Below are 19,503 nucleotides of genomic sequence, written 5' to 3'. Positions count from 1 at the left end.
GGGGTGCTCCTGGGCTCGACCGGCCCAAGTTACCGCCTCGCGGCCGGATTTCAGACGTGGTTCTGAACACACCACCGTGGCCCTCCGTGAGATTGACAGTACTCGAACGATCCGGCAAGAATCCCGGCACCGAACGGATTCCTTATCTCGGGGCAACGGCGGCACCGACCGCCGGAGCCGTCCCGGGCCCGTCGGGAGGCGCGCCGCCCCACCGGCCGCCGATGACCTGTGACATCCCCTGCCCGGCACCACCGTGCCTCGATCGCCCCTGCCTCGATCCCCCCGTGTCCGCTTGTCGCGGGCATGGCGAAAACACCAGGACGACCCGATGCCCGCTTCCGCCCTTCCGCCACGCCGTGCCCGACGCATCCGGCGACGCACCCGCCGCCGCCTCGTCTGCGGTGTCGTCGGCACAGCCGGCGCCCTCGCCGTACTGCTCACCGCCTGCGGCGGCGGCAGCGGCAGTGGCTCCAGCAGTGCGGGTGTGAGCAAGAGCACGGTCGCGGTCGGCACGGCGGCGCCAACCGCCACGCCACCGACACCGTCACCGCAGGCCGTCGCGCTGCCGTCGGTGGTCCTGACGGCGGCCGAGCTGCCCGCGAACGCCGTCGAGCAGTGGAAGCCGCTCGCCGCCCCGCGCACGCTGCCGGTCACCGGGGCCGTCCAGGTCAACGAGTGTGCCTCGGTCACCGGTGCGCTCTCCTGGCAGCAGCTGGGCTACGTCAGCGTCTACCAGACGCCGGCCGAGCAGGACGTGTTCGGCTTCCATGACGAGGCGGCCGCGCAGGCCGCCTACCAGGGCCTGCTGACCCGGATGGCCGGCTGCCAGGACCAGTCCCGCGCCCTGCAGACCAAGACCCTGGGCACCGCCGACGCCCAGGTCACCAAGACCGCCGCGACCGACCACGGCACCGCCTGGTCGCGGCAGTGGACCGGCGTGGAGGGTCTGTCGGCGGCCGGCCCGCAGACCGACCACCTCTACGCCGTCCAGCAGGGCAGCACCCTGGCCGTCGTCCACTTCGACGAGTGGGCCGCCGGCACCGGCGCCCCGGCCTCCCCCAGCTCCGCGGCCCCCGCCGCGGCTCCCGCGGCCCCCGCCGCTCCCTACAGCACCCGATCGGATGTGGACCTGCTCACATCGTTGGCCCGCCGACTCGGCTGACCCTCCCCCGCTCCACCCCTTCTCCCCTTCTCCCCCTTCCCTGGAGACACCCATGCCCTCGCACCGCTCGCCCCGCTCGCGCCGCCCGCACCTGCGCCGCTGGACCGCCGGCCTCCTCGGCGCCGGCGCCGCCTCCCTGCTCGTCGCCGTCCCCGCGAACGCCGCGACCACCTCGACCGTGGACGGGACCATCTCGCCCACCGAGGTCATCCAGCGGGCCCAGAGCTGGGTCAGTGAAGGCGTGCCGTACAACCAGGGCGCCAACTACACCGACAGCAACGGCAGCTACCGCGAGGACTGCTCCGGCTACGTCTCGATGGCCTGGCACCTCTCCGACAGCCTGGTCACCCAGACCCTGCCGAGCGTCTCCACCCAGATCGCCAGCAGCCAGCTCCAGCCGGGCGACGCGCTCGACTACACCGACGAGCACGTGATCCTCTTCGGCAACTGGATCGACCAGTCCGCCGGGACGTTCACCTACTACTCCGAGCAGAACTCGCGTGTGCTGACCAGCTCGTACCAGGGCGACCTGAACGCCAGCTCGCTGGCCGGCTGGCCCACCAGCTCCTACACGCCGCTGCGTTACGACAAGATCGAGGGCTCCGCCGCCGGCGCGCCGACCACCACCCCGGCGCCCGCCCCGGCCCCCGCGCCTGCGTCCGGCACGGGCAGCACCGGCACGGGTTCGACCACCGGCACCAGCGCCGGCACTGGCACCGGCACGGGTGGCACCGGTACGCAGCACCCCGCGCACCACAGCTGGAGCTGGTACTCCGCGCGCCACTGGTGGTAACACCCCTCGCCACGCGGTCGAGGACGGCCCCGCAGGCCCCGCAGGCTCCCCAGTCCGGCTCCGAGCCGGCAGGGGGCCGGGCCGCGGGGCCGTCCTCGCGAGCAACACCCGGACATGGCGCCATAGGGTCATAGGGTCGTACCGGATCCAGTCGCCGACCAGGAAGAGGCCCCCGCCATGGCCCGTCCGCCCGCCGCGCAGCTCCCCGACGTCACGATCGCGGTCACCGGCGCGACCGGCCGCCTCGGCGGGCGCGTCGCCCGCCGGCTCGCCGCCGCCGGTGCGCGGCAGCGGCTGCTGGTCCGCGACCCGGCCCGCGCCCCGCACCTGCCGGGCGCCACCGTCGCCCAGGCCGACTACGGCGACCGCGAGGCCCTGCTGCGCGCACTGAGCGGTGTCGAGCGCGTCCTGATGGTCTCCGCCGCCGAGCACCCCGACCGCCTGGCGCAGCACCGCACGTTCATCGACGCCGCCGCCGAGGCGGGCGTCGGTCACCTGGTCTACATCTCCTTCTACGGCGCCGCCCCGGACGCCGTCTTCACCCTCGCCCGCGACCACTGGCACACCGAGCAGTACATCCGCGCCGCCGGCCTGCCGCACACCTTCCTGCGCGACAACCTCTATGCCGACTTCATGCCCGCGCTCGTCGGCGAGGACGGCGTGATCCGGGGACCGGGTGGTCACGGACGGGTCGCCGTCGTCGCCCAGGACGACATCGCCGACGCCACCGCCGCCGTCCTGACCCACGCACCCGACCACGCCGGGGCCGGCTACGACCTGACCGGGCCGCAGTCCCTCACGCTGGAGGAGATCGCCGCCGAGCTGAGCCGCGCGAGCGGGCGCACCGTCAGCTACCAGGAGGAGACGACCGCGCAGGCCTACCGCTCCCGCGAGCGGTACGGCGCGCCTGCCTGGCAGCTCGACGCCTGGGTCTCCACCTACACCGCCATCGCCGCCGGCGAACTCGCCACCGTCACCGACGCCATCCCCCACCTCACCGGCCACCCGGCCACCCCCCTGGCCGACGTCCTGCGCAGCGCACCGGCGACGGGGACGGGGACGGGGACGGCCTGACGAGGGTGGGCCCCTATTCTCGGCGGCCATACCCCTGAACCGCCGTGCTGGGGGCCGACGGTGGCGGCGGGGCGTGCCAGAGTCCGGGGTATGCCTGATTCCGTAACGTCCCCGGCCGGGCCGCGGGTTGTGGGAGGCCTCCGTGCCCGATGAGAAGCTGCTCAAGCACCTGGTGGTGGAGCACTGCCGGCGGGTGAACGCCGCCGACCTGGAGGGGCTGCTGGCCCTGTACTCGCCGCAGGTGCGGTTCGAGGATCCGGTGGGCACCGGCTGGCAGAGCGGGCACGCCGCGCTGCGCGCACACGCCGGGGCCGCCATCGAGTGCCGCACGTTCGAGGACGCCGGGGCGCCGGTGGCCGCGCAGGACGGCGCGAGCGCGGCGGTGCCCGTCGTCACGACCATGGACTACCTGCCGTGGGGGCCGAACCTGGTCAAGTACGGGCTGATCCCCGCACCGGAGCGGGAGCAGCCCGGGCTGCGCATCCGGTTCCACTACGTGATGACGATCAAGGTCGGGGCCGACGGGCTGATCTACGAGATGCAGGGGTACTGGGGTCGGTCCGACGTGGTGTTCCTCGATCCCGCGTGACGTACGGCAGTTCCTGAAGACGACCAAGGACGACCGATGACGACCGGAAGGTGTGTGGCGTACCGATGACCGACCCGAAGCGCGCCGTGGTGCTGGGCGCCGGACTGGCGGGGATGCTGACGGCCCGCGTCCTGGCGGGGTACGTGGACTCCGTCACCGTGGTGGACCGTGACACGCTGCCCGACGGGCCCTACCTGCGCAAGGGCCTGCCGCAGGCTCGCCACGCGCACCTGCTGATGTCGGGCGGCGCGCGGGCGATCGACCAGCTGCTGCCGGGCACCGTGCAGCGACTGCTGGACGCGGGGGCGCACCGGATCGGACTGCCCTCGGACCTGGTCTCACTGACCTCGTACGGCTGGCAGCAGCGGTTCCCGGAGACCCAGTTCATGATCACCTGCAGCCGGGAGCTGCTGGACTTCACCGTGCGCGAGCAGGTGCTGCGGGACCCGCGGATCACGCTGCTCGACGGGATGGACGTGCTCGGCCCGCTCGGCGGCGCCGCGCGGATCACCGGCATCGACCTCCAGCGGCGCGACGGTTCGGCGCCCACCTCGCTGCCGGCCGACCTCGTCGTGGACACCACCGGCCGCGGCTCGCAGACCAAGCAGTGGCTGGCCGACCTGGGGCTGCCGCCGGTGCGGGAGGAGACGGTCGACTCCGGGCTGCGCTACTCCAGCCGGATCTTCCGCGCTCCCGCCGGGGCGGAGAAGGACTTCCCCGTGGTCAGCATCTACCCCGACCACCGCTCCGGGCGGCCCGGCCAGAGCGCGGTGCTGGTGCCGATCGAGGGCGGGCGGTGGATCGTCACCATCTCCGGCACCCGGGGCGCGGAGCCGCCCGGCAGCGAGGAGGGCTTCGCCGCGTTCGCCGCGGCCGTGCGGCACCCGCTCGTGGGTGAGCTCATCGCGGCCGCCGAGCCGATCACCGAGGTCCAGGGCTCGCGCAGCACGATGAACCGGCGGCTGCACTACGAGCAGGTCACCCCCTGGCCCGAGGGCTTCGCGGTGCTCGGCGACGCACTCACGGCCTTCAACCCGGTCTACGGCCACGGGATGAGCTGCGCGGCGCACAGCGCGCTGGCCCTGGACGGCGAGCTGCGCCGCCTCGGCGGGCTGGGCCCGGGGCTGGGCCGGCGCGTCCAGCGGGCGGTGAGCGCGGCGATCGACGACGCGTGGATCCTGGCGACCTCCCAGGACCTCGGCTACCCGGACTGCCGGGCGCAGGTCACCGACCCGCGCCTGGCCAACCCGTCCGAGGCCGGACGGCAGTTCGCCGACCTGGTCTCGACCGCGGCGCTGTCCGAGCCGGCCGTGGCGGCCGCGACGATGGAGGTCACGACGCTCAGCGCGCCGCTGACCCGCTTGCAGGCCCCCGAGGTGGTGGCCGCGGTCCGCCGCTTGGCGGCCGGCCCGCGCACCCCGGGCGCGGCAGTGGCCGAGCCGCCGCTGAAGGCGGACGAGCGCGCGCTGCTGGCGGAGTAGGGCTACGGGTACGGGCAGACCGAATGGCAGGCGATACTAAGGCAGATTGATAAGGTAGCCTTAGTATATGAACGATGGCCGTGGCCCAGAGCCCGATGACGTCGCACCAGCGCTGCTGACCAGTCTCACCGCGCTGGTGCGACGCGTACTCCAGGTGCCCGTCGACGGCGGGCTCACGATGCCCGAGCGCACCGCCCTGTCGCTGCTGGAGAGTTCGGGGCCGAGCACCTCCGCCGCGCTGGCCCGGGAGGCGCAGATCACCGCGCAGTCGATGGGCGCCACGCTCGGCGCACTGCGGGGCCGGGGTCTGGTCGACCGCAACCCGGATCCGGACGACGGCCGGCGCATGGTGCTCACCGCGACCGATGCCGGCCTGCAGGCGCTGAAGGACAAGCGCAACGCACGGACCGAACTCATCGCCCAAGCGCTGGCCGGCGGCATGTTCACCCCGGCGGAGCTGGAGCAACTCGCAGCGGTCACACCGCTGTTGGACCGGCTGGCCAGGAACATATGACGGCCGCGGCGCACCGACGACCCAACCAGCCGGCACCCACGGAGAAGCAGCCATGGCACTGACAACGATCGACCCCGCGCCCGCGCTGGTCGTGATCGACCTGCAGCAGGGCATCGTCTCGGCCCACACCGACCCTCCGATCACCACCGCCGTCGGGCAGGCGATCCGGCTGACCGCCGAGTTCCGGCGGCACGGACTGCCGGTGGTGCTGGTCAACGTCACCGGAAGCGCACCCGGGCGCACCGACCGCACCGGGAGGCGGCGCTCCGCAGGCTGCAGCGCGCTGCCGTCCGGCTGGACCGACCTGATCGAGGAACTCGACGTCCAGCCGACCGACCACCTGATCACCAAGCGGCGGCGCAGCGCGTTCCACGACACCGGACTCGACACCCTGCTGCGGGACCTGGGGGTCACCCAGATCGTGCTCGCCGGGATCTCGACCAGCTCGGGCGTCGAGTCGACCGCCCGCGCGGGCGCCGACCACGGCTACCACGTGGTGCTGGCCACCGACGCCGTGGGCGACCCCGACGCCGAGGCGCACCGCCACAGCGTCGAGCGGATCTTCCCCAAACTCGGCGAGACCGCCACCACCGCCGAGGTCATCGACCTGGTCGGGGCGACGCGATGACGCTCCTGGGCCGACTCCTGACCAACCGCCGCGCCGGCGAGACCCACACCGCGTGGAACCTGCCCAACCTGCACGGCGCCGAGCTGCTGACCCTCACCAGCGCGCAGTTCGGCGACGGTGACACCATGCCCCTGGCGCAGTGCGCGAAGCACATCGGCGGCGAGGACGTCTCCCCCCAGCTCTCCTGGAGCCCGCCGCCGTCCGGCACCGCACAACTCCTCCTGGTGGTCGAGGACATCGACATCCCCCTGGCCAAGCCCGTTCGTGCACTGCACCGCCCTGATCGACCCGGCCTGCGGCCCGCTCGACACCGGCGCCCTCGACGCACGGCGGCCGGCCCCCGGCGTGCAGCTGCTGCGGTCCACCATCGGGCGCGGGTACCACGGCCCCGGGCCGATCAAGGGCCACGGACCGCACCGCTACGTCTTCCAGCTCTTCGCCCTCGCCACCCCCGTGGGCAGCACCCCCGACGCCGCTCCCCCGGACCGGGCACGCCCCCGCGCCCTGCTGCCCGCCATCACCGCCCCCGTCCTCGCCCGGGGCCGCCTGACCGGCGTCTTCGAACGCTGACCCCGAGCCGCCGGGGGTGGACGGCAAGGCCGAGGCCGGTCAGTCGATGCCCTCGATGATGCGGAGGTCGCGCTCGAAGCCGTCGGGGAGGGCCACCAGCGCCTTCCGGTATGCCTCGCTCTCGTAGGCCGCGACGGCCTGTTCAAAGCTGTCGAACTCGATCAGAACGACGCGTTGCGTGATTCCGGCCTCGTGGGCGACGACTCGACCGCCACGGGACAGGACGCGCCCGCCCCCGGCCCGGACGGCCGGACCGGCCAGCTTCTCGTAGGCAGTCAGCCTCTCAGCGTCGGAGTCGGCGGGGTAGACACTGGCCCAGTAGCCCTTGGCCATGGAAACCTCCTGTGTTCGGCCGGACACGTCCGACTTCGAATTGACACTTCGAATTGACACGTCGATCGATCGATCCCGACCTCCGCAGGTTAGGGCTTGACGTGGGGTCAGGGGAAAGATCAATACGCGATAGAGTCAGAACGGATCGTTATCAATCGGCAGGGAGGGCACGTGGCGCCGGATACCGTGAGCCTGCGCTACTTCCTGGTACTGGCACAGGAGTTGAACTTCACCCGCGCGGCCGCACGGATCGGTATCGCACAGCCCGCACTCAGCGCCCGGATGCGCCGACTGGAGGCGGAACTCGGTACGGCCCTGCTGGTCCGCACCACGCGTAGCGTCGTATTGACCGCAGCCGGTGCGGCTTTGGCGGAGTCCGCGCCGCCCGCGCTGGCGGCGCTGGACCGGGCGTGGGACACCGCCCGGAGCGCGGCGGCCGGTGAACTGGGCACGCTGCGCATCGGATACAGCCTCAGCGCCGGGGCCGAGACGGCACCGGCCCTGGTGGAGAGGCTGATTCGCGACAACAGCGGACTCGAGGTCGGCGCGGTCCCGATGGCGACACCGGAGATCTCCGCCGCGGTCGCCGACGGCCGCATCGATGCCGGGATCACCCGCGGTGAACAGCCGGGCCGTGGCGTGCGCCGGTTCCCGCTGCGGCGTGGGCGCATCGGGGTCCAGCTGGCGCAGCACCATCCGCTGGCCGACCGCCCGGAGATCGAGATCGCCGAGGCGGCCGCGTATCCGCTGCGACTCCCGGACCGAGCGGCCAACCCCGTGATCCACGATCAGCTGTCCGCACTGTTCCGAGACACCCGACCACACCCCCGGTTCCACACGCCCGCAGTCTCCTTCGACATGTCGCAGAGCGACCTGCGCGACGGGGTCACCCTCGCCCCGGCCGGAGAGACCGCGCTCACCGTACAACCGGCCGGTCTCACCTGGCGACCGCTGCGAGGCGCGCACAGCCTGACGTTCCACCTGGTCCTGCCACGCGAGCTGTCGCCGCTGCACCGCCGCATCCGCGCCGTCGCCAAAGCCCTGGCGCACGAGCTGCACTGGCTGCCGGACTGACGCGCCAGGGGTCAGACGTCGACGGGCGGAGCCCCGGTGATCGCGGCGTAGACGGGCCGGCCTTGCAGGATGCGCTGGACCAGGAAGCCGCCGCCCAGGGCGACCAGGCCGCCGAACACGTCCATGACGTAGTGGTTGGCCGTCGCGATGATGACCGTGAAGGTCGCCACCGGGTACAGGATGCCCATGACCTTGACCCACGGGCGCCTGCCGAGGTGGGCGATCGCCAGGCCGCACCAGACCGCCCAGCCGATGTGCAGGGACGGCATCGCGGCGAAGGCGTTCGTCACCGAGCCGGAGAGGCCCGCCACTCCGGTACAGGTCTGCTCGCCCCAGGTGTGGTGAACGCAGAAGGTGTCGATGAACCGGGTCGGGTCGAGCAGGCGCGGCGGGGCGACGGCATAGAGGTAGAAGCCGATCAGGGCCACGCCGTTCATCGCGAACATCACGGTGCGGACCGCGCGGTAGCGGTCGGGGAACTTGAGATAGACCCAGACGAAGACCGCTATCGTGACGATGAAGTGGAGCGTCGCGTAGTAGTAGTTCATCCCCACGATCAGCCAGTCGATCCCGGCGATCGTGTGGTTGAGCCACTGCTCGATGTCGATGTGGAGCAGGTGCTCCAGCCTCAGGATGTCCCGGCCCCGGTGGTACGGCGCCTGGCCGCCGGTGCTCGCCGCGTTCTGCGTCACGCGGTAGCAGTAGTAGGCGATGGCGATGAGCGCGATCTCGATCCACATGGTGGGGCGGGTTACCGGCCGCAACCGGGCCGGCAGGATCGGGCCGATCCTCGGGAATCCACGTTTCGCGCTGGTCCCTGCGTCGGTCGCCGTGCCGCTCGGCCCGTTCTCGGCGCCAGTGCCTTGCTCTGTCGACCCTGATTGTTGGTCGAGCGGTTGCGTCGTCGTCATGATCTCAGATGCTAGCCCCGGGGATCACCCGAACGGGTGAGGGCGCTGTGGTGATGCCGGACGGCACGCCGGGGACCGGGAACCGCCCCGTGAGCTGCAGGTCAGGCGGTCACCCCGGATCGTCCGCCCGGCAGCGCGAGCACTCGCACGCGGGCCAGCGCTGGCTGAACGGGCGGCCGCTGCGCGCCTCGGGGCCGAACTCGCCCCGGAAGACGTCGATCCGCTCGCCGCCGGGGGTCACCCGGTAGGTGTGGATGGTGAGGCCGCGGTGCGGCTCTGGTTCGTCGCTCATCTATCCGTCTCTCGACTCGTCTCGCAGACCGGGCAGTTCGGCCAGCCCAGTGGGCACGACCGAGCCCCGGACGATCCGGCCCGTGCAGACCGCGTGCTCTTCGATGTGCTGGGCGATCGCTTCGAGCGTGCGGACGCTGCACCCGCCCAGCTCGATGTGGATACCTTCGCGCATGACGGTGATCCGGCCACCTTCGAGCCCGACGAGGCGCGGAAGTTCAGCCAGCGCGAGAGCGTTGACCATCCGGGCGACGACCCGTTCGGCGCGCTCCCGGAGCTCCCGGACCATCCGCTCCTCGGGGCCCTCAACGCTGCTGCTGGGCACGGTACTTCAACCCATCGCGGAGGAGCTGGATCAGGTCCCGCACCGTCCTGATGTTGGCCCGGCCGAGCGTGACGAGGTACGTGCCGGTGACGAGCGGCCAGTCCACCCCGACGGAGGGCAGGACGATGCCGGCCTCGGCGAGCGTCGTGGTCAATTCCGTTGCGACGGAGGAGGCTTCGCGCTCGTGGTCGGGCATCGGCGTCCTCCGCCGGTCGGGCTCCTGCTGCTGCCCCTGCCCCTGTGGCTCATTTGTCGCTGTCACTGGATGGCTCCTCTCCTGGTTTTCCCACTCTGTGTACAAGCATCGGCACACAGCGCTACGCTCGGAAGACCTCTCCACTTGACTGTTGGGGCAGGTGGGACTCGGATCCGAAAGGGCGATCGAACATGCGGCGCACCGACCTTGACCCTTCGTCATCCCCGCTGGCGGCCTTCGGGACGCAGCTGCGCAGGTCACGCGAGGCGAAGAAGCTGTCGCAGGTGGGGTTCGGGAAGCTCATCGGGTACAGCGACAGCCTGATCTCGTGCATCGAAAGAGCTACGAAGAATCCCACCTTCGAGTTCACGACCCGTTCGGACACCGCGCTCGGGACGGGTGGCACGCTGGAGCTGATGTGGTGGGGCCTCAAGCACACGGGCCTACTTGAGGGTTTTCCCGAGTACGCGGCCCTTGAGGCGAAGGCGGCAGCCATCCGGCTTTTCCAAGTCAGCGGGATTCCCGGGCTTCTCCAAACTCGGGAGTACGCCACCGCCCTTGCAGCTGCCGATGTGAAACGCGGAAGCATTACCCAGGAACAGGCGGACGAGCGGGTGTCATTCCTGCTGGTCCGTCAGACCCTGCTCGCCCGCACGCCGACACCACTTGTCCATGCCGTCCTGGACGAGGCTGCCCTGCGGTGTATCGGAAGCCCGCAGGCCATGGGGCGGCAGTTTGACCATCTGGAGAAACTGGCCGCCCGCCCCGGGATCACGCTGCAGGTCGCTCCCGCATCCCTCGGTGCGGCGCGGCCGTTCGACCTGCCGGTGACTCTCCTCACCCTCTCCGACCGGGCGACGGTGGGCTATACGGAGACCTTGAAGCGGGGCTTCCTCGACCGGGACAACGACACGGTCGCGGCATGGCTGAGGGGCTACGATCAGCTTCAGATTGAAGCGCTGCCGCAAGCGGCTTCCCTCGCTCTACTCCGCAAGGCACGAAAGGAAATCCTGGGATGAACACGGACCTTACCGGCGCCGCCTGGTTCAAGTCGTCTTACAGCTCCAACGGTGGCGAGTGCATCGAGGTCGCCCCCGGCTTCGCCGGTGTCATGCCGGTCCGGGACTCCAAGAACCCCGACGGGCCCGCCCTCATCTTCCCGGCCGACGCGTTCTCCGCGTTCGTGGACGGCATCAAGGCCGGCGACTTCGGCTCCGTCTGACCCCAAATCACCGAGCCCCCGGGAAGCCCTCTCAGGGCCTCTCGGGGGCTCGGTGCTCCAGTTTCCGGGCCGGAACCGGTTCAGTACGCGGCCAAAGCGGTCACCGGCTGATCATCTGGGTGCCGTCGGAGCCGACCGCGATCGCCTTGACGACCGGGTCGCTCTCCTGCGTCCAGCCGTAGAGCCCGATGCTGTTCTTGGCGAGGACCGTACCGCTGCCGTCCAGGATCATCTGGACGCCGTCGTTGGTGGCGATGGCCTTGATGCCGGTGTCGCTCTCCTGGATCCAGCTGTAGAGCCCGATGCTGCTCTTGGCGAAGACCGTGCCGTTGTTGTCGAGGATCATCTGGGTGCCGCCGGAGCCGACCGCGATCGCCTGCACCACCGGGTCGCTCTCCTGGGTCCAGCCGTAGAGCCCGATGCTGCTCTTCGCCGATACGACGCTGTTGTTGTCGAGGATCATCTGGGTGCCGTCGGAACCGACCGCGATCGCCTTGACGACGGGGTCGCTCTCCTGGGTCCAGCCGTAAAGCCCGATGCTGTTCTTCGCCGATACGACGCCGTTGCCGTCCAGGATCATCTGGACGCCGCCGTTGGTGGCGATGGTCTTGATGCCGGGGTCGCTCTCCTGGATCCAGTTGTAGATGCCGATGCCGTTCTTGGCGAAGACCGTGCCGTTGTTGTCGAGGATCATCTGGGTGCCGTCGGAACCGACCGCGATCGCCTTGACGACGGGGTCGCTCTCCTGGGTCCAGCCGTAGAGCCCGATGCTGCTCTTGGCCCAGACGACGCCGTTGTTGTCCAGGATCATCTGGACGCCACCGCCGGTCGCCTGGGCGACGACGACGGGGTCGCTCTCCTGGGTCCAGCCGTAGAGCCCGATGCCGCTCTTGGCGAGGACGGTGTTGTAGACGGGGGCGGGGGTTGTGGTGTTGTTGAGGGTGAACGAGCCGCCCCCGTACGTGTGGTTCTGACCGTCGATCTCGTTGGCGACGATGCTGATCGAGTAGTTGCCGTTGGGCATGTTCGCGGTGTTGAGGGCGTACGGGTAGTTCTGCGCGCCGCCTCCGGCCCGCACCTCGCTGTGGTAGCCCCCCGGGCCGTCGATCACGTAGTCCACCCACTCGATGACGCCGCTCTGGGTGGGGTGGGCGGTGAGGTTCACGGTGCCGGAGAGGGTCTGGCCGGAGTTGAAGCCCCACAGCGTCACGTTGAAGCCTGACGGGATGACCGGAGCGACGGTACCCATCCGGTAGTAGCCGATGTTGCTGGTGGGCGGCACCCAGAGGTGGTGCCCGACGACGCCCGGACCGACGAAGTTGGCGTCCACCACGTCGAAGCTGCCGTCGTGGTTGTTGGCGACCACGATCGCGGTGTGCAGCGCATCGCCGTCGTAGGTGCCTTCCTGGATGATGTCGCCCTTGACCGCAGTCGCCGCGGTCACCGCCACGCCCCCGGCGTCGAGGTAGCTCTTCTGGTAGTTGCCGCCGGCGTCGACCGGCCACTGGGAGTCCCCGCTGACCATGTAGACGATGCAGTTGACGAACTGCTTGCACTGGTCGCCGCCGCTCTCGTGGGCCTGGGCGCAGGCCGTGGTGCCCGAACCGCCCACGTAGGTCAGCGCCTTGTCGGCGAGGTCCGCGTTGCTGTACGAGCCGACGGCGTGTGCGGCGGTGGCGCCCAGCAGCGTGGGAGCGAGGCTCGCGATGGTCGCGGTGGCCAGCAGCGAGGCGGACAGCCGACGGCGGGCGGACTTGGTGCGGGCGGAGCGGGTCTTGGCGAACATGCGGGATCCCCCTGTTGGTGATGGCAGGCAGCGGTGGGTGACGAGGTGTGGCTCAGTTGTCCAGTGCCGCCAGCGGCAGCACGTTGAAGTCGTTGGTGCGCCAGTGGCGGAGGGCAGGGCTTCGGGTGGCTCTGCCGAACAGGCCTTCGGCGGTTCGGACGGCGTCGGTGGCGGTCGCGGCCCGCAGGAGCACGACCAGCTCAAGCTCATCGGCGGTCACCAGCGCCTGGACGCGGACGTGGTCGAGCCCATCGGCCGTGGTCGCATGGGCCCACACCAGATCGACCACGGTGGCGGGGTGCGGGTGCGGGTGCGGGTTCCGGTGCCGAGCCGGTGGTCCCGTCAGGTGAGTGGCCACCACGTAGCGCGCGGTCAATGCTCAGCTCCAGCAGCCGCCGCAGACCAGGCCGGGGGCCGGGTCCGCGGTGGTGGCCACCGGAGCGGGGGCCGCGGTCACGGCGACGGCGGGCGCGGCGGAGAGTCCGATGCCGAACAGGGCGATCAGGCCGAACAGGACGAATCGCAGTGTTCCGGGCATGGCGGGGCCTCCGTCGAGTCTCTGTGTGGTGTCGGCATGGCCGGTCGCTCCGGTGCCGGATCCGTCGGGCTGTCGCCGCCTTCCGGTGAACAGAAGTCTTCCGCGCAGCTCAGGCGGGCGGAAGCAGCGGCCGTTGGCCCGAAAGTTCCATGGCACCATCGGGCCAGGCTCGCTGCGGCCGGTGCGGACCTTGCTCCGGCCGAACCGGTCGTGTCACGCTCTGACGGCACACAGATACACAGACACACATCGGCATCGCACGGGGCGACGGGGGCTGGAACGGTGCTGCGCACACTGGGACTGGATGCGGTCTGCGAGCAGGTGTACCAAGAACTGCTGGCCGAACCGACATTGGACGCAACGCTGCTGGCCGAGCGCCTCGGCCTGAGCCAGGATCAGGTCGGGGCGAGCCTGGACACGCTGGCCGACCTCGCACTGTTGCGGATGTCGCGCGAGGCACCGGAACAGCGGCGCCCGGTCAGCCCGGAGCGCGCCCGCGCGCTGCTGCTGCGCCGCCAGGAGGAGGAACTCCTGACCCGCCAGGCCGCCCTGGAGGCCAACCGCATCGCCGTCGCCACCGCGGCCGAACAGGCGACCCGCGAGCGGCAGCGGATCCCCACCGGCACCGAACAGCTCGACGGCCTGGACGAGATCCAGTCCCGCCTGGAGTCCCTGCTCCAGAGCGCCGACACCGAGATCTGCTCGATCGTCCCCGGTCAGATGCCCCCCGAGGCCCTGGAAGCCTCCCGCGCCCTGGACGAGGAACTACTCGGACGCGGGATCGCCCTCAGGACCCTCTGCCACGAGGGCACGCGCACCAACCCGCGCTCCCTCGCCTATGGACGCGCGATGGCCGCCGCCGGTGCGCAACTGCGCACCGCGCCGGCGCTGCCGCACCGCCTGCTGGTGGTCGACCGGGCCACCGCCCTCGTCCCGCTCGACCCGGCCGCAGCGGCCCCCAGCGCCGTGCTGGTCACCATCCCCGGGGTCGTGGCTGCCGTGGCCGAGCTGTTCGACCGGATCTGGGCGGACGCCCTCCCGCTGGACCAGGCCCCCGCTCACGACCCGGACACCGGCATCACCGCCGGCGAACGCGAACTCCTGAGGATCCTCGCCGCAGGTCTGACCGACGAAGCCGCCGCCAAGCGCCTTGGTGTCTCCATCCGCACCGTGAAGCGCCGGATGGAGGAGCTGATGCGCCGCCTGGAGGCCGGCTCCCGCTTCGAAGCCGGCCTCAAGGCCGGCCGACACGGCTGGATCTGACCCGCCAGGCGTCCCGCCACGCTGCGCCCGTGCCGGACGTGACGGGGCTCGGGCCGGTCGGCCCGAGCCTGCGCGACGTACCTCGCGGCTGGGAGCCGGGATCTCTAGATCCAGTAGCGCCTGCGCTGGAAGGCGTAGGTGGGCAGTTCGGCGGGGGCTGCGGTGGCGGGGAGCACGGACAGCCAGTCGACGTCCGAGCCGGCGGCGAATTTCTCGGCCAGTGCGGTCAGTGGCTGGTAGTCCGCCTCGCCGGATGCCTGGTCGGGCAGGACGAGTGCCGTGGTGTCCCCGTCGGCGAGGTGGGCGAGGTGGGCGAGGCCGGCCAGGAGTTCCGTGGCAGTGGTGCCCAAGATGGTGGCGCGGTGGTCGAAGGCGGCGCGGGTGGCCAGGGTGCGGGCGACGGCGGCCGGGTCGGTGGCCGGGTGGCGGGTCAGGTGGTCGAGCAGGCGGCGGGCCTGGGCGCGCAGGGCGGCCGGGGTGCGGCCGGAGACGACCCAGGGCAGCGGGCCGGACGGCGTCGGTGTGTCGAGCGCGGGGGCGGGGGCGAAGTCGGGTTCGGGGTCGGGGGCCTGTTCGAGGATGAAGTGCACCTTCGTGCCGCTGGAGGCGAAGGAGGAGACGCCGGCGCGGCGCGGCCGGCCGGTCTGCGGCCAGGGGACGGACTCGGTGAGCAGCGCGATGGTGCCCGCCGACCAGTCGACGCGCGCCGAGGGGGCGTCCACGTGCAGCGTCCTGGGCAGGGTCGCCTGCCGCAGGGACAGCACCGTCTTGATCACGCCGATGACGCCGGAGGCGGCCTGCGCGTGGCCGATGTTGGACTTGATGGTGCCCAGCCGCAGCGGCTGGTCGGCGGGTCGGCCCTGGCCGTAGGTGGCGATCAGGGCCTCGGCCTCGATCGCGTCGCCGAGCGCGGTGCCCGCGCCGTGCGCCTCGACCGCGTCTACCTGATCAGGCGTCAGGTCAGCTGCGGCCAGGGCCTGTTGGATTACCTTCTGCTGGGAGGCGCCGTTGGGGGCGGTCAGGCCGTTGCTTTCGCCGTTGTGGTTGGCCGCCGAGCCCTTGACCACGGCGAGCACCCGGTGGCCACGCCGGCGGGCCTCGGAGAGCCGTTCGACCATCACCATTCCGGCGCCCTCGCCGTATCCGGTGCCGTCCGCGGCCTGCGCGAACGACTTGCAGCGGCCGTCCGGCGCCGGGGCGCCGACCAGGTCGGGGAAGGCGAGCGGGTAGGCGACCACGGTCACCCCACCGGCGAGGGCGGCCGAGCACTCCCCCGCCCGCACGGCCTGGCAGGCCAGGTGCAGCGCGAGTGCCGAGGAGGAGCAGGCGGCGTCCAGCGCCAGGGCCGGGCCCTCCAGTCCGAAGGTGTAGGCGACCCGGCCGGCCGCGATGGCCGGGGAGGCGCCGCCGCCGAGGTAGCGCATGCTCTGCGGCGGGACCTGCTGGATGTCGGCGGGGTACGCCTGGTAGAAGGTGCCGACGAAGACGCCGATCCGTTCGCCGCGCAGCGCCAGCGGGTCGGCGCCGGAGTGCTCCATCGCCTCCCAGGACATCTCCAGCAGCAGGCGGTGCTGCGGATCGATGACCAGCGCCTCGTCCTCGCCGATGCCGAAGAACTCGGCGTCGAAGTCGCCGGCCCGCTCGATGAACCCGGCCTTGCGCAGCACCTGGACGGCGGGCATCGTCTCTTCGGCGGCCGTCAGCTTCGCTTCGTCCCAGCCACGGTCCTGCGGCATCGGGGCGACCATGTCGGCGCCGTCGGCCAGCACCTGCCACAGTGCCTCCGGGGACTCGATCCCACCCGGGATCCGGCAGCTCATCCCGACGATGACCACCGGGTCGTCCTCGGGGTGGGCGGGGGCCGGGGTGGGGGCGAGGGCCGTGGCGGGAGCGGGGTCGGGCGCGGGGACGGTCTCGCCGGAGGTGGACTGCGGCCGGGCGCCGAACAGTTCGGTGGTCAGGAACGCGGCCAGGCGTGCGGGGGTGGGGTGGTCGAAGACCACGGTGGCCCGCAGAGTCAGGCCGGTCACCTTCTTCAGCCTCTTCTGCAGGTCGACTGCGGCGACCGAGTCGAAGCCGAGGTCCTGGAAGGTGCGTTTGGGGCGCACGGCCTCGGCCGAGGGGTAGTCGAGCAGGATCGCGACCTGGGTGCGGACCAGGTCGAGCAGCGCCGCGTCGCGCTCCTCGAGGGTCGCGGGGAGCAGGGCGCGGGCGAACTCCGGCAGGTCGGTGGGCGCAGGCGCGAGTGCAGGAGAACGGACGGGAGAAGGCGTGGCAGCCGGAGCGGTTACGGCGGCAGCCGCAGGCGCGGGCAGCTCGACGGCGGACAGCGGCTGCCAGTAGCGCGCGTGGTCGAACGCGTAGGTCGGCAGGTCCACCGTGTCGCGCGCCCGGGTGGGGTGGATCCTGGCCCAGTCCACCGGGGCGCCGTGCACGTGGGCGCGGGCGACCAGGGACGCGAGCGGCTCTGCGGCGTCCTGCGGTTCGATCAGCACCGCCTCCGCGCGGATCGCGGCGAGGCGGGCGCGGATCCGCGCCGACAGCGCCGGATCGTGCCCGATCTGCACGAAGAACACGTGGCCCGCCTCGACCGCTGCGCTGATCCGCTCGTCGAGACCGTCGGCGGAGCCGGCGGCGGGCACGTCGCCGTCGTGGGAGAGGACGCGGGCGCGGGCGGCCGCCGTGCGCGCCGCCTCTGCCAAGGGCTGGGCGCCGGAGAGGTGCGCGGCGGCGATCTCGCCTAAGCCCTCGCCCAGCACGGTCGCCGGCTGAACCCCGCAGGCCCGCCAGAGGGCGGCGGTGGCGACCGCCGTCGCGAAGGAGGCGAGCCGGCCGGCCGCCACCTCCGCCGGGGGCTCCGCGGCGGCACCGCCGGCGTGAGCGGGGGACGGGTCGAGAGGGCTGGTCAGGTCGGTCAACGGGTGCTCGGTGTGCGGCTGCAGGGCCTGTGCGCAGGCGTTCAGCTGCTCGGCGAAGACCGGGGAGGCGAGGCGGGCCGCCCGCAGGTCTGCCCGCCAGGTCGGGGCAGGGTCGTTGCCCGCGACGACGAACGCCGTCTTGCCGCGCGGCTCCGCATCGGCCTGGATCAGGCCGGCGGCGCTCTCGCCCGCGGCCAGCGCCCGCAGCGCGGACAGCGCCGTGGCGCGGTCGGGTGCGGAGAAGGCGGCGCGGTGCTCGAAGGCACCCCGGGTCGTGGCGAGCGCGGTGCCCACCACGGCCGGGTCGAGGTCGGGATGTCCGGTCACGAAGTCGAGCAGCCGCTGTGCCTGGCCGCGCAGCGCCCGCGGGGTCTTCGCGGAGAGCAGCCACGGCGCGGCGCCCGCGAGCACGCCCACCCCGGCGTCCGTAGCGTCCACCGGATCCGAGCTGTCCGAGGTGCCGGAGCCGTCCAGGACGTCCGGTGCCTGTTCGAGGATCAGGTGGGCGTTGGTGCCGCTGATGCCGAAGGAGGAGACGCCGATCCGGCGCGGGTGTCCGGCGTCGGGCCAGGGCAGCGCGGTGGTGAGGAGTTCGACGTCGCCCGCCTCCCAGTCCACCTGCGGGGTCGGTGCGTCGATGTGCAGGCTCGCGGGCAGCAGGCCGTGTTCGAGGGCCAGCACCGCCTTGATCACGCCCGCCACGCCGGCGGCGGTCTGGGTGTGCCCGATGTTCGACTTCAGCGAACCGAGCCGCAGCGGGTGTCCGGCGGGCCGGTTCCGGCCGTAGGTGGCGAGCAGCGCCTGGGCCTCGATCGGGTCGCCGAGTGCGGTGCCGGTGCCGTGCGCCTCGACCGCGTCCACCTGATCGGGGGTCAGGCCGGCGTTGGCGAGCGCGTCGAGGATGACGCGCTGCTGGGCGGGGCCGTTGGGGGCGGTCAGGCCGTTGCTGGCGCCGTCCTGGTTGACCGCGCTGCCGCGCACCACCGCGAGCACCCGGTGGCCGTTGCGCCGGGCGTCCGAGAGGCGCTCCAGCAGCACCATGCCGACGCCCTCGGACAGGGCCATCCCGTCGGCCCCGGCGGCGAAGGCCTTGCAGCGGCTGTCGCCGGCCAGGACCTGTTGCCGTCCGAAGCCGACGAAGCTGGCCGGGTTGGGCATCACCGCGACGCCGCCGGCCAGCGCCAGCGAGCACTCCCCCAGGCGCAGCGCCTGCACCGCGAGGTGCAGGGTGACCAGGGAGGAGGAGCAGGCGGTGTCGATCGTGGCGGCGGGGCCCTGCAGGCCGAGCACGTAGGAGAGCCGTCCGGAGATGACGCTGGCGACGCTGGCCGTGACGGCGTAGCGCTGGAGCTCGGGGTCGCGCGGGTCGACGAAGTAGCCGGGCTGTGCGGCGCCGACGTAGACCCCGGTGCGGCTGCCGCGCAGCGTGCCCGGGTCGATCCCGGCACGCTCGATGGTCTCCCACCCGGTCTCCAGCACCAGGCGCTGCTGCGGGTCCATCGCGATGGCCTCGCGCGGGGAGATGCCGAAGAAGCCGGGGTCGAAGTCGGCGACGTCGTGCAGGAAGCCGCCCTGGGGCAGCGGGGTGCCGAGCGCGGCGAGGTCCCAGCCGCGGTCGGTGGGCAGCGGCGTGATGGCGTCGCGGCCCTCGGTGACGAGGCGCCAGAGGTCCTGCGGGGAGGCGACGTCGCCGGGCAGCCGGCAGCCCATGCCGATGATCGCGATCGGTTCCCGGGCTGCTTCGGTCAGGTGCCGGTTCTGCTGGCGCAGCCGGGCGACCTCGGTCATCGAGGCGCGCAGGGCCTCGACGAGCTTGGCCGTCGGCTCCGGCGTCG

The 19,503-nt window shown here is 72.1% G+C and carries 20 protein-coding genes and 2 pseudogenes; 13 read left to right on the top strand and 9 right to left on the bottom strand.

The features are described 5' to 3' along the window. Positions 1–328: 328 nt before the first annotated feature. From AC060L_RS29685 to AC060L_RS29645, 9 genes and pseudogenes are all read left to right on the top strand, one after another. On the top strand, positions 329–1,162 hold the full coding sequence (locus AC060L_RS29685; RefSeq protein WP_483802035.1) for a hypothetical protein: 834 nt from the start codon (positions 329–331) through the stop codon (positions 1,160–1,162). 52 nt (positions 1,163–1,214) lie between these two features. Beyond that, entirely contained in the window at positions 1,215–1,955 is a 741-nt protein-coding gene (locus AC060L_RS29680) for a hypothetical protein (protein ID WP_483802034.1), read from the top strand. A 177-nt stretch (positions 1,956–2,132) separates the two neighbouring features. After that, positions 2,133–3,029 (top strand): SDR family oxidoreductase, encoded by an 897-nt coding sequence (locus AC060L_RS29675; RefSeq protein ID WP_483802033.1) that lies wholly within the window; start codon positions 2,133–2,135, stop codon positions 3,027–3,029. A gap of 142 nt (positions 3,030–3,171) precedes the next feature. Further along, positions 3,172–3,618: a nuclear transport factor 2 family protein gene (locus AC060L_RS29670; RefSeq protein ID WP_483802032.1), complete on the top strand. Its 447-nt coding sequence runs from the start codon at positions 3,172–3,174 to the stop codon at positions 3,616–3,618. 65 nt (positions 3,619–3,683) lie between these two features. Continuing rightward, the gene (locus AC060L_RS29665; protein ID WP_483802031.1) at positions 3,684–5,099 is read left to right on the top strand and encodes an NAD(P)/FAD-dependent oxidoreductase; all 1,416 of its coding nucleotides are present in this window, start codon (positions 3,684–3,686) and stop codon (positions 5,097–5,099) included. Positions 5,100–5,166: 67 nt separating this feature from the next. Further along, positions 5,167–5,613, top strand: a complete 447-nt coding sequence (locus AC060L_RS29660) for a MarR family winged helix-turn-helix transcriptional regulator (protein WP_483802030.1) — start codon at positions 5,167–5,169, stop codon at positions 5,611–5,613. A gap of 52 nt (positions 5,614–5,665) precedes the next feature. Continuing rightward, on the top strand, positions 5,666–6,241 hold the full coding sequence (locus AC060L_RS29655) for a cysteine hydrolase family protein (protein WP_483802029.1): 576 nt from the start codon (positions 5,666–5,668) through the stop codon (positions 6,239–6,241). Continuing rightward, a pseudogene (locus AC060L_RS29650) lies at positions 6,238–6,447 on the top strand (YbhB/YbcL family Raf kinase inhibitor-like protein); the annotation flags it as partial. The gene AC060L_RS29655 and the pseudogene AC060L_RS29650, both read left to right, overlap by 4 nt. A 58-nt stretch (positions 6,448–6,505) precedes the next feature. Next, the gene (locus tag AC060L_RS29645; protein WP_483802028.1) at positions 6,506–6,811 is read left to right on the top strand and encodes a hypothetical protein; all 306 of its coding nucleotides are present in this window, start codon (positions 6,506–6,508) and stop codon (positions 6,809–6,811) included. Positions 6,812–6,850: 39 nt separating this feature from the next. Here the strand turns inward: AC060L_RS29645 and AC060L_RS29640 are convergent, their stop codons facing one another. Then, the gene (locus AC060L_RS29640) at positions 6,851–7,144 is read right to left on the bottom strand and encodes a DUF1330 domain-containing protein (protein WP_483802027.1); all 294 of its coding nucleotides are present in this window, start codon (positions 7,142–7,144) and stop codon (positions 6,851–6,853) included. Between the two features lie 96 nt (positions 7,145–7,240). On the opposite strand from AC060L_RS29640, the gene AC060L_RS29635 reads away from it, so the two are divergent. Next, positions 7,241–8,218 carry a LysR family transcriptional regulator gene (locus tag AC060L_RS29635; RefSeq protein WP_483802026.1) on the top strand — a complete coding sequence of 326 codons (978 nt, stop codon included), beginning with the start codon at positions 7,241–7,243 and terminating at the stop codon, positions 8,216–8,218. Between the two features lie 11 nt (positions 8,219–8,229). On the opposite strand, the gene AC060L_RS29630 is transcribed toward AC060L_RS29635, so the two are convergent. From AC060L_RS29630 to AC060L_RS29615, 4 genes are all read right to left on the bottom strand, one after another. After that, a complete protein-coding gene (locus AC060L_RS29630) occupies positions 8,230–8,958 on the bottom strand; it encodes a phosphatase PAP2 family protein (protein WP_483802025.1) in 729 nt (242 codons plus the stop codon). 280 nt (positions 8,959–9,238) lie between these two features. After that, a complete protein-coding gene (locus AC060L_RS29625; protein WP_483802024.1) occupies positions 9,239–9,421 on the bottom strand; it encodes a hypothetical protein in 183 nt (60 codons plus the stop codon). Continuing rightward, positions 9,422–9,745: a hypothetical protein gene (locus AC060L_RS29620; RefSeq protein WP_483802023.1), complete on the bottom strand. Its 324-nt coding sequence runs from the start codon at positions 9,743–9,745 to the stop codon at positions 9,422–9,424. Next, positions 9,726–9,941, bottom strand: coding sequence for a hypothetical protein (locus AC060L_RS29615; protein WP_483802022.1), 216 nt, complete (start codon positions 9,939–9,941; stop codon positions 9,726–9,728). The genes AC060L_RS29620 and AC060L_RS29615 overlap by 20 nt, the downstream gene beginning before the upstream one ends. 191 nt (positions 9,942–10,132) lie before the next feature. On the opposite strand from AC060L_RS29615, the gene AC060L_RS29610 reads away from it, so the two are divergent. Together AC060L_RS29610 and AC060L_RS29605 are read left to right on the top strand one after the other, a co-directional pair. Continuing rightward, positions 10,133–10,960: a helix-turn-helix domain-containing protein gene (locus tag AC060L_RS29610; RefSeq protein WP_483802021.1), complete on the top strand. Its 828-nt coding sequence runs from the start codon at positions 10,133–10,135 to the stop codon at positions 10,958–10,960. Next, a complete protein-coding gene (locus AC060L_RS29605) occupies positions 10,957–11,163 on the top strand; it encodes a DUF397 domain-containing protein (RefSeq protein ID WP_483802020.1) in 207 nt (68 codons plus the stop codon). Before AC060L_RS29610 ends, AC060L_RS29605 begins: the two co-directional genes overlap by 4 nt. Positions 11,164–11,263: 100 nt before the next feature. Here the strand turns inward: AC060L_RS29605 and AC060L_RS29600 are convergent, their stop codons facing one another. Genes AC060L_RS29600 through AC060L_RS29590 form a run of 3 tightly spaced genes read right to left on the bottom strand, consistent with a single transcriptional unit; the run spans position 11,264 to position 13,487 of the window. Beyond that, on the bottom strand, positions 11,264–12,949 hold the full coding sequence (locus AC060L_RS29600; RefSeq protein WP_483802019.1) for a hypothetical protein: 1,686 nt from the start codon (positions 12,947–12,949) through the stop codon (positions 11,264–11,266). A gap of 52 nt (positions 12,950–13,001) precedes the next feature. Then, positions 13,002–13,325, bottom strand: coding sequence for a hypothetical protein (locus AC060L_RS29595; protein ID WP_483802018.1), 324 nt, complete (start codon positions 13,323–13,325; stop codon positions 13,002–13,004). A gap of 3 nt (positions 13,326–13,328) precedes the next feature. After that, positions 13,329–13,487: a hypothetical protein gene (locus AC060L_RS29590; RefSeq protein WP_483802017.1), complete on the bottom strand. Its 159-nt coding sequence runs from the start codon at positions 13,485–13,487 to the stop codon at positions 13,329–13,331. A gap of 282 nt (positions 13,488–13,769) precedes the next feature. Between AC060L_RS29590 and AC060L_RS29585 the strand changes: the two genes are divergently transcribed. Continuing rightward, entirely contained in the window at positions 13,770–14,750 is a 981-nt protein-coding gene (locus AC060L_RS29585; protein WP_483802016.1) for a helix-turn-helix transcriptional regulator, read from the top strand. 104 nt (positions 14,751–14,854) lie between these two features. On the opposite strand, the pseudogene AC060L_RS29580 reads toward AC060L_RS29585, so the two are convergent. Then, positions 14,855–19,498, bottom strand: a pseudogene (locus AC060L_RS29580) (beta-ketoacyl synthase N-terminal-like domain-containing protein); the annotation flags it as partial. Between the last annotated feature and the right edge of the window lie 5 nt (positions 19,499–19,503).

It is taken from the genome of Kitasatospora sp. NEAU-69 (assembly GCF_057158765.1).
Note: the sequence above shows the minus strand (reverse complement) of the source record. Positions and strands in the feature narration are given on the sequence as shown.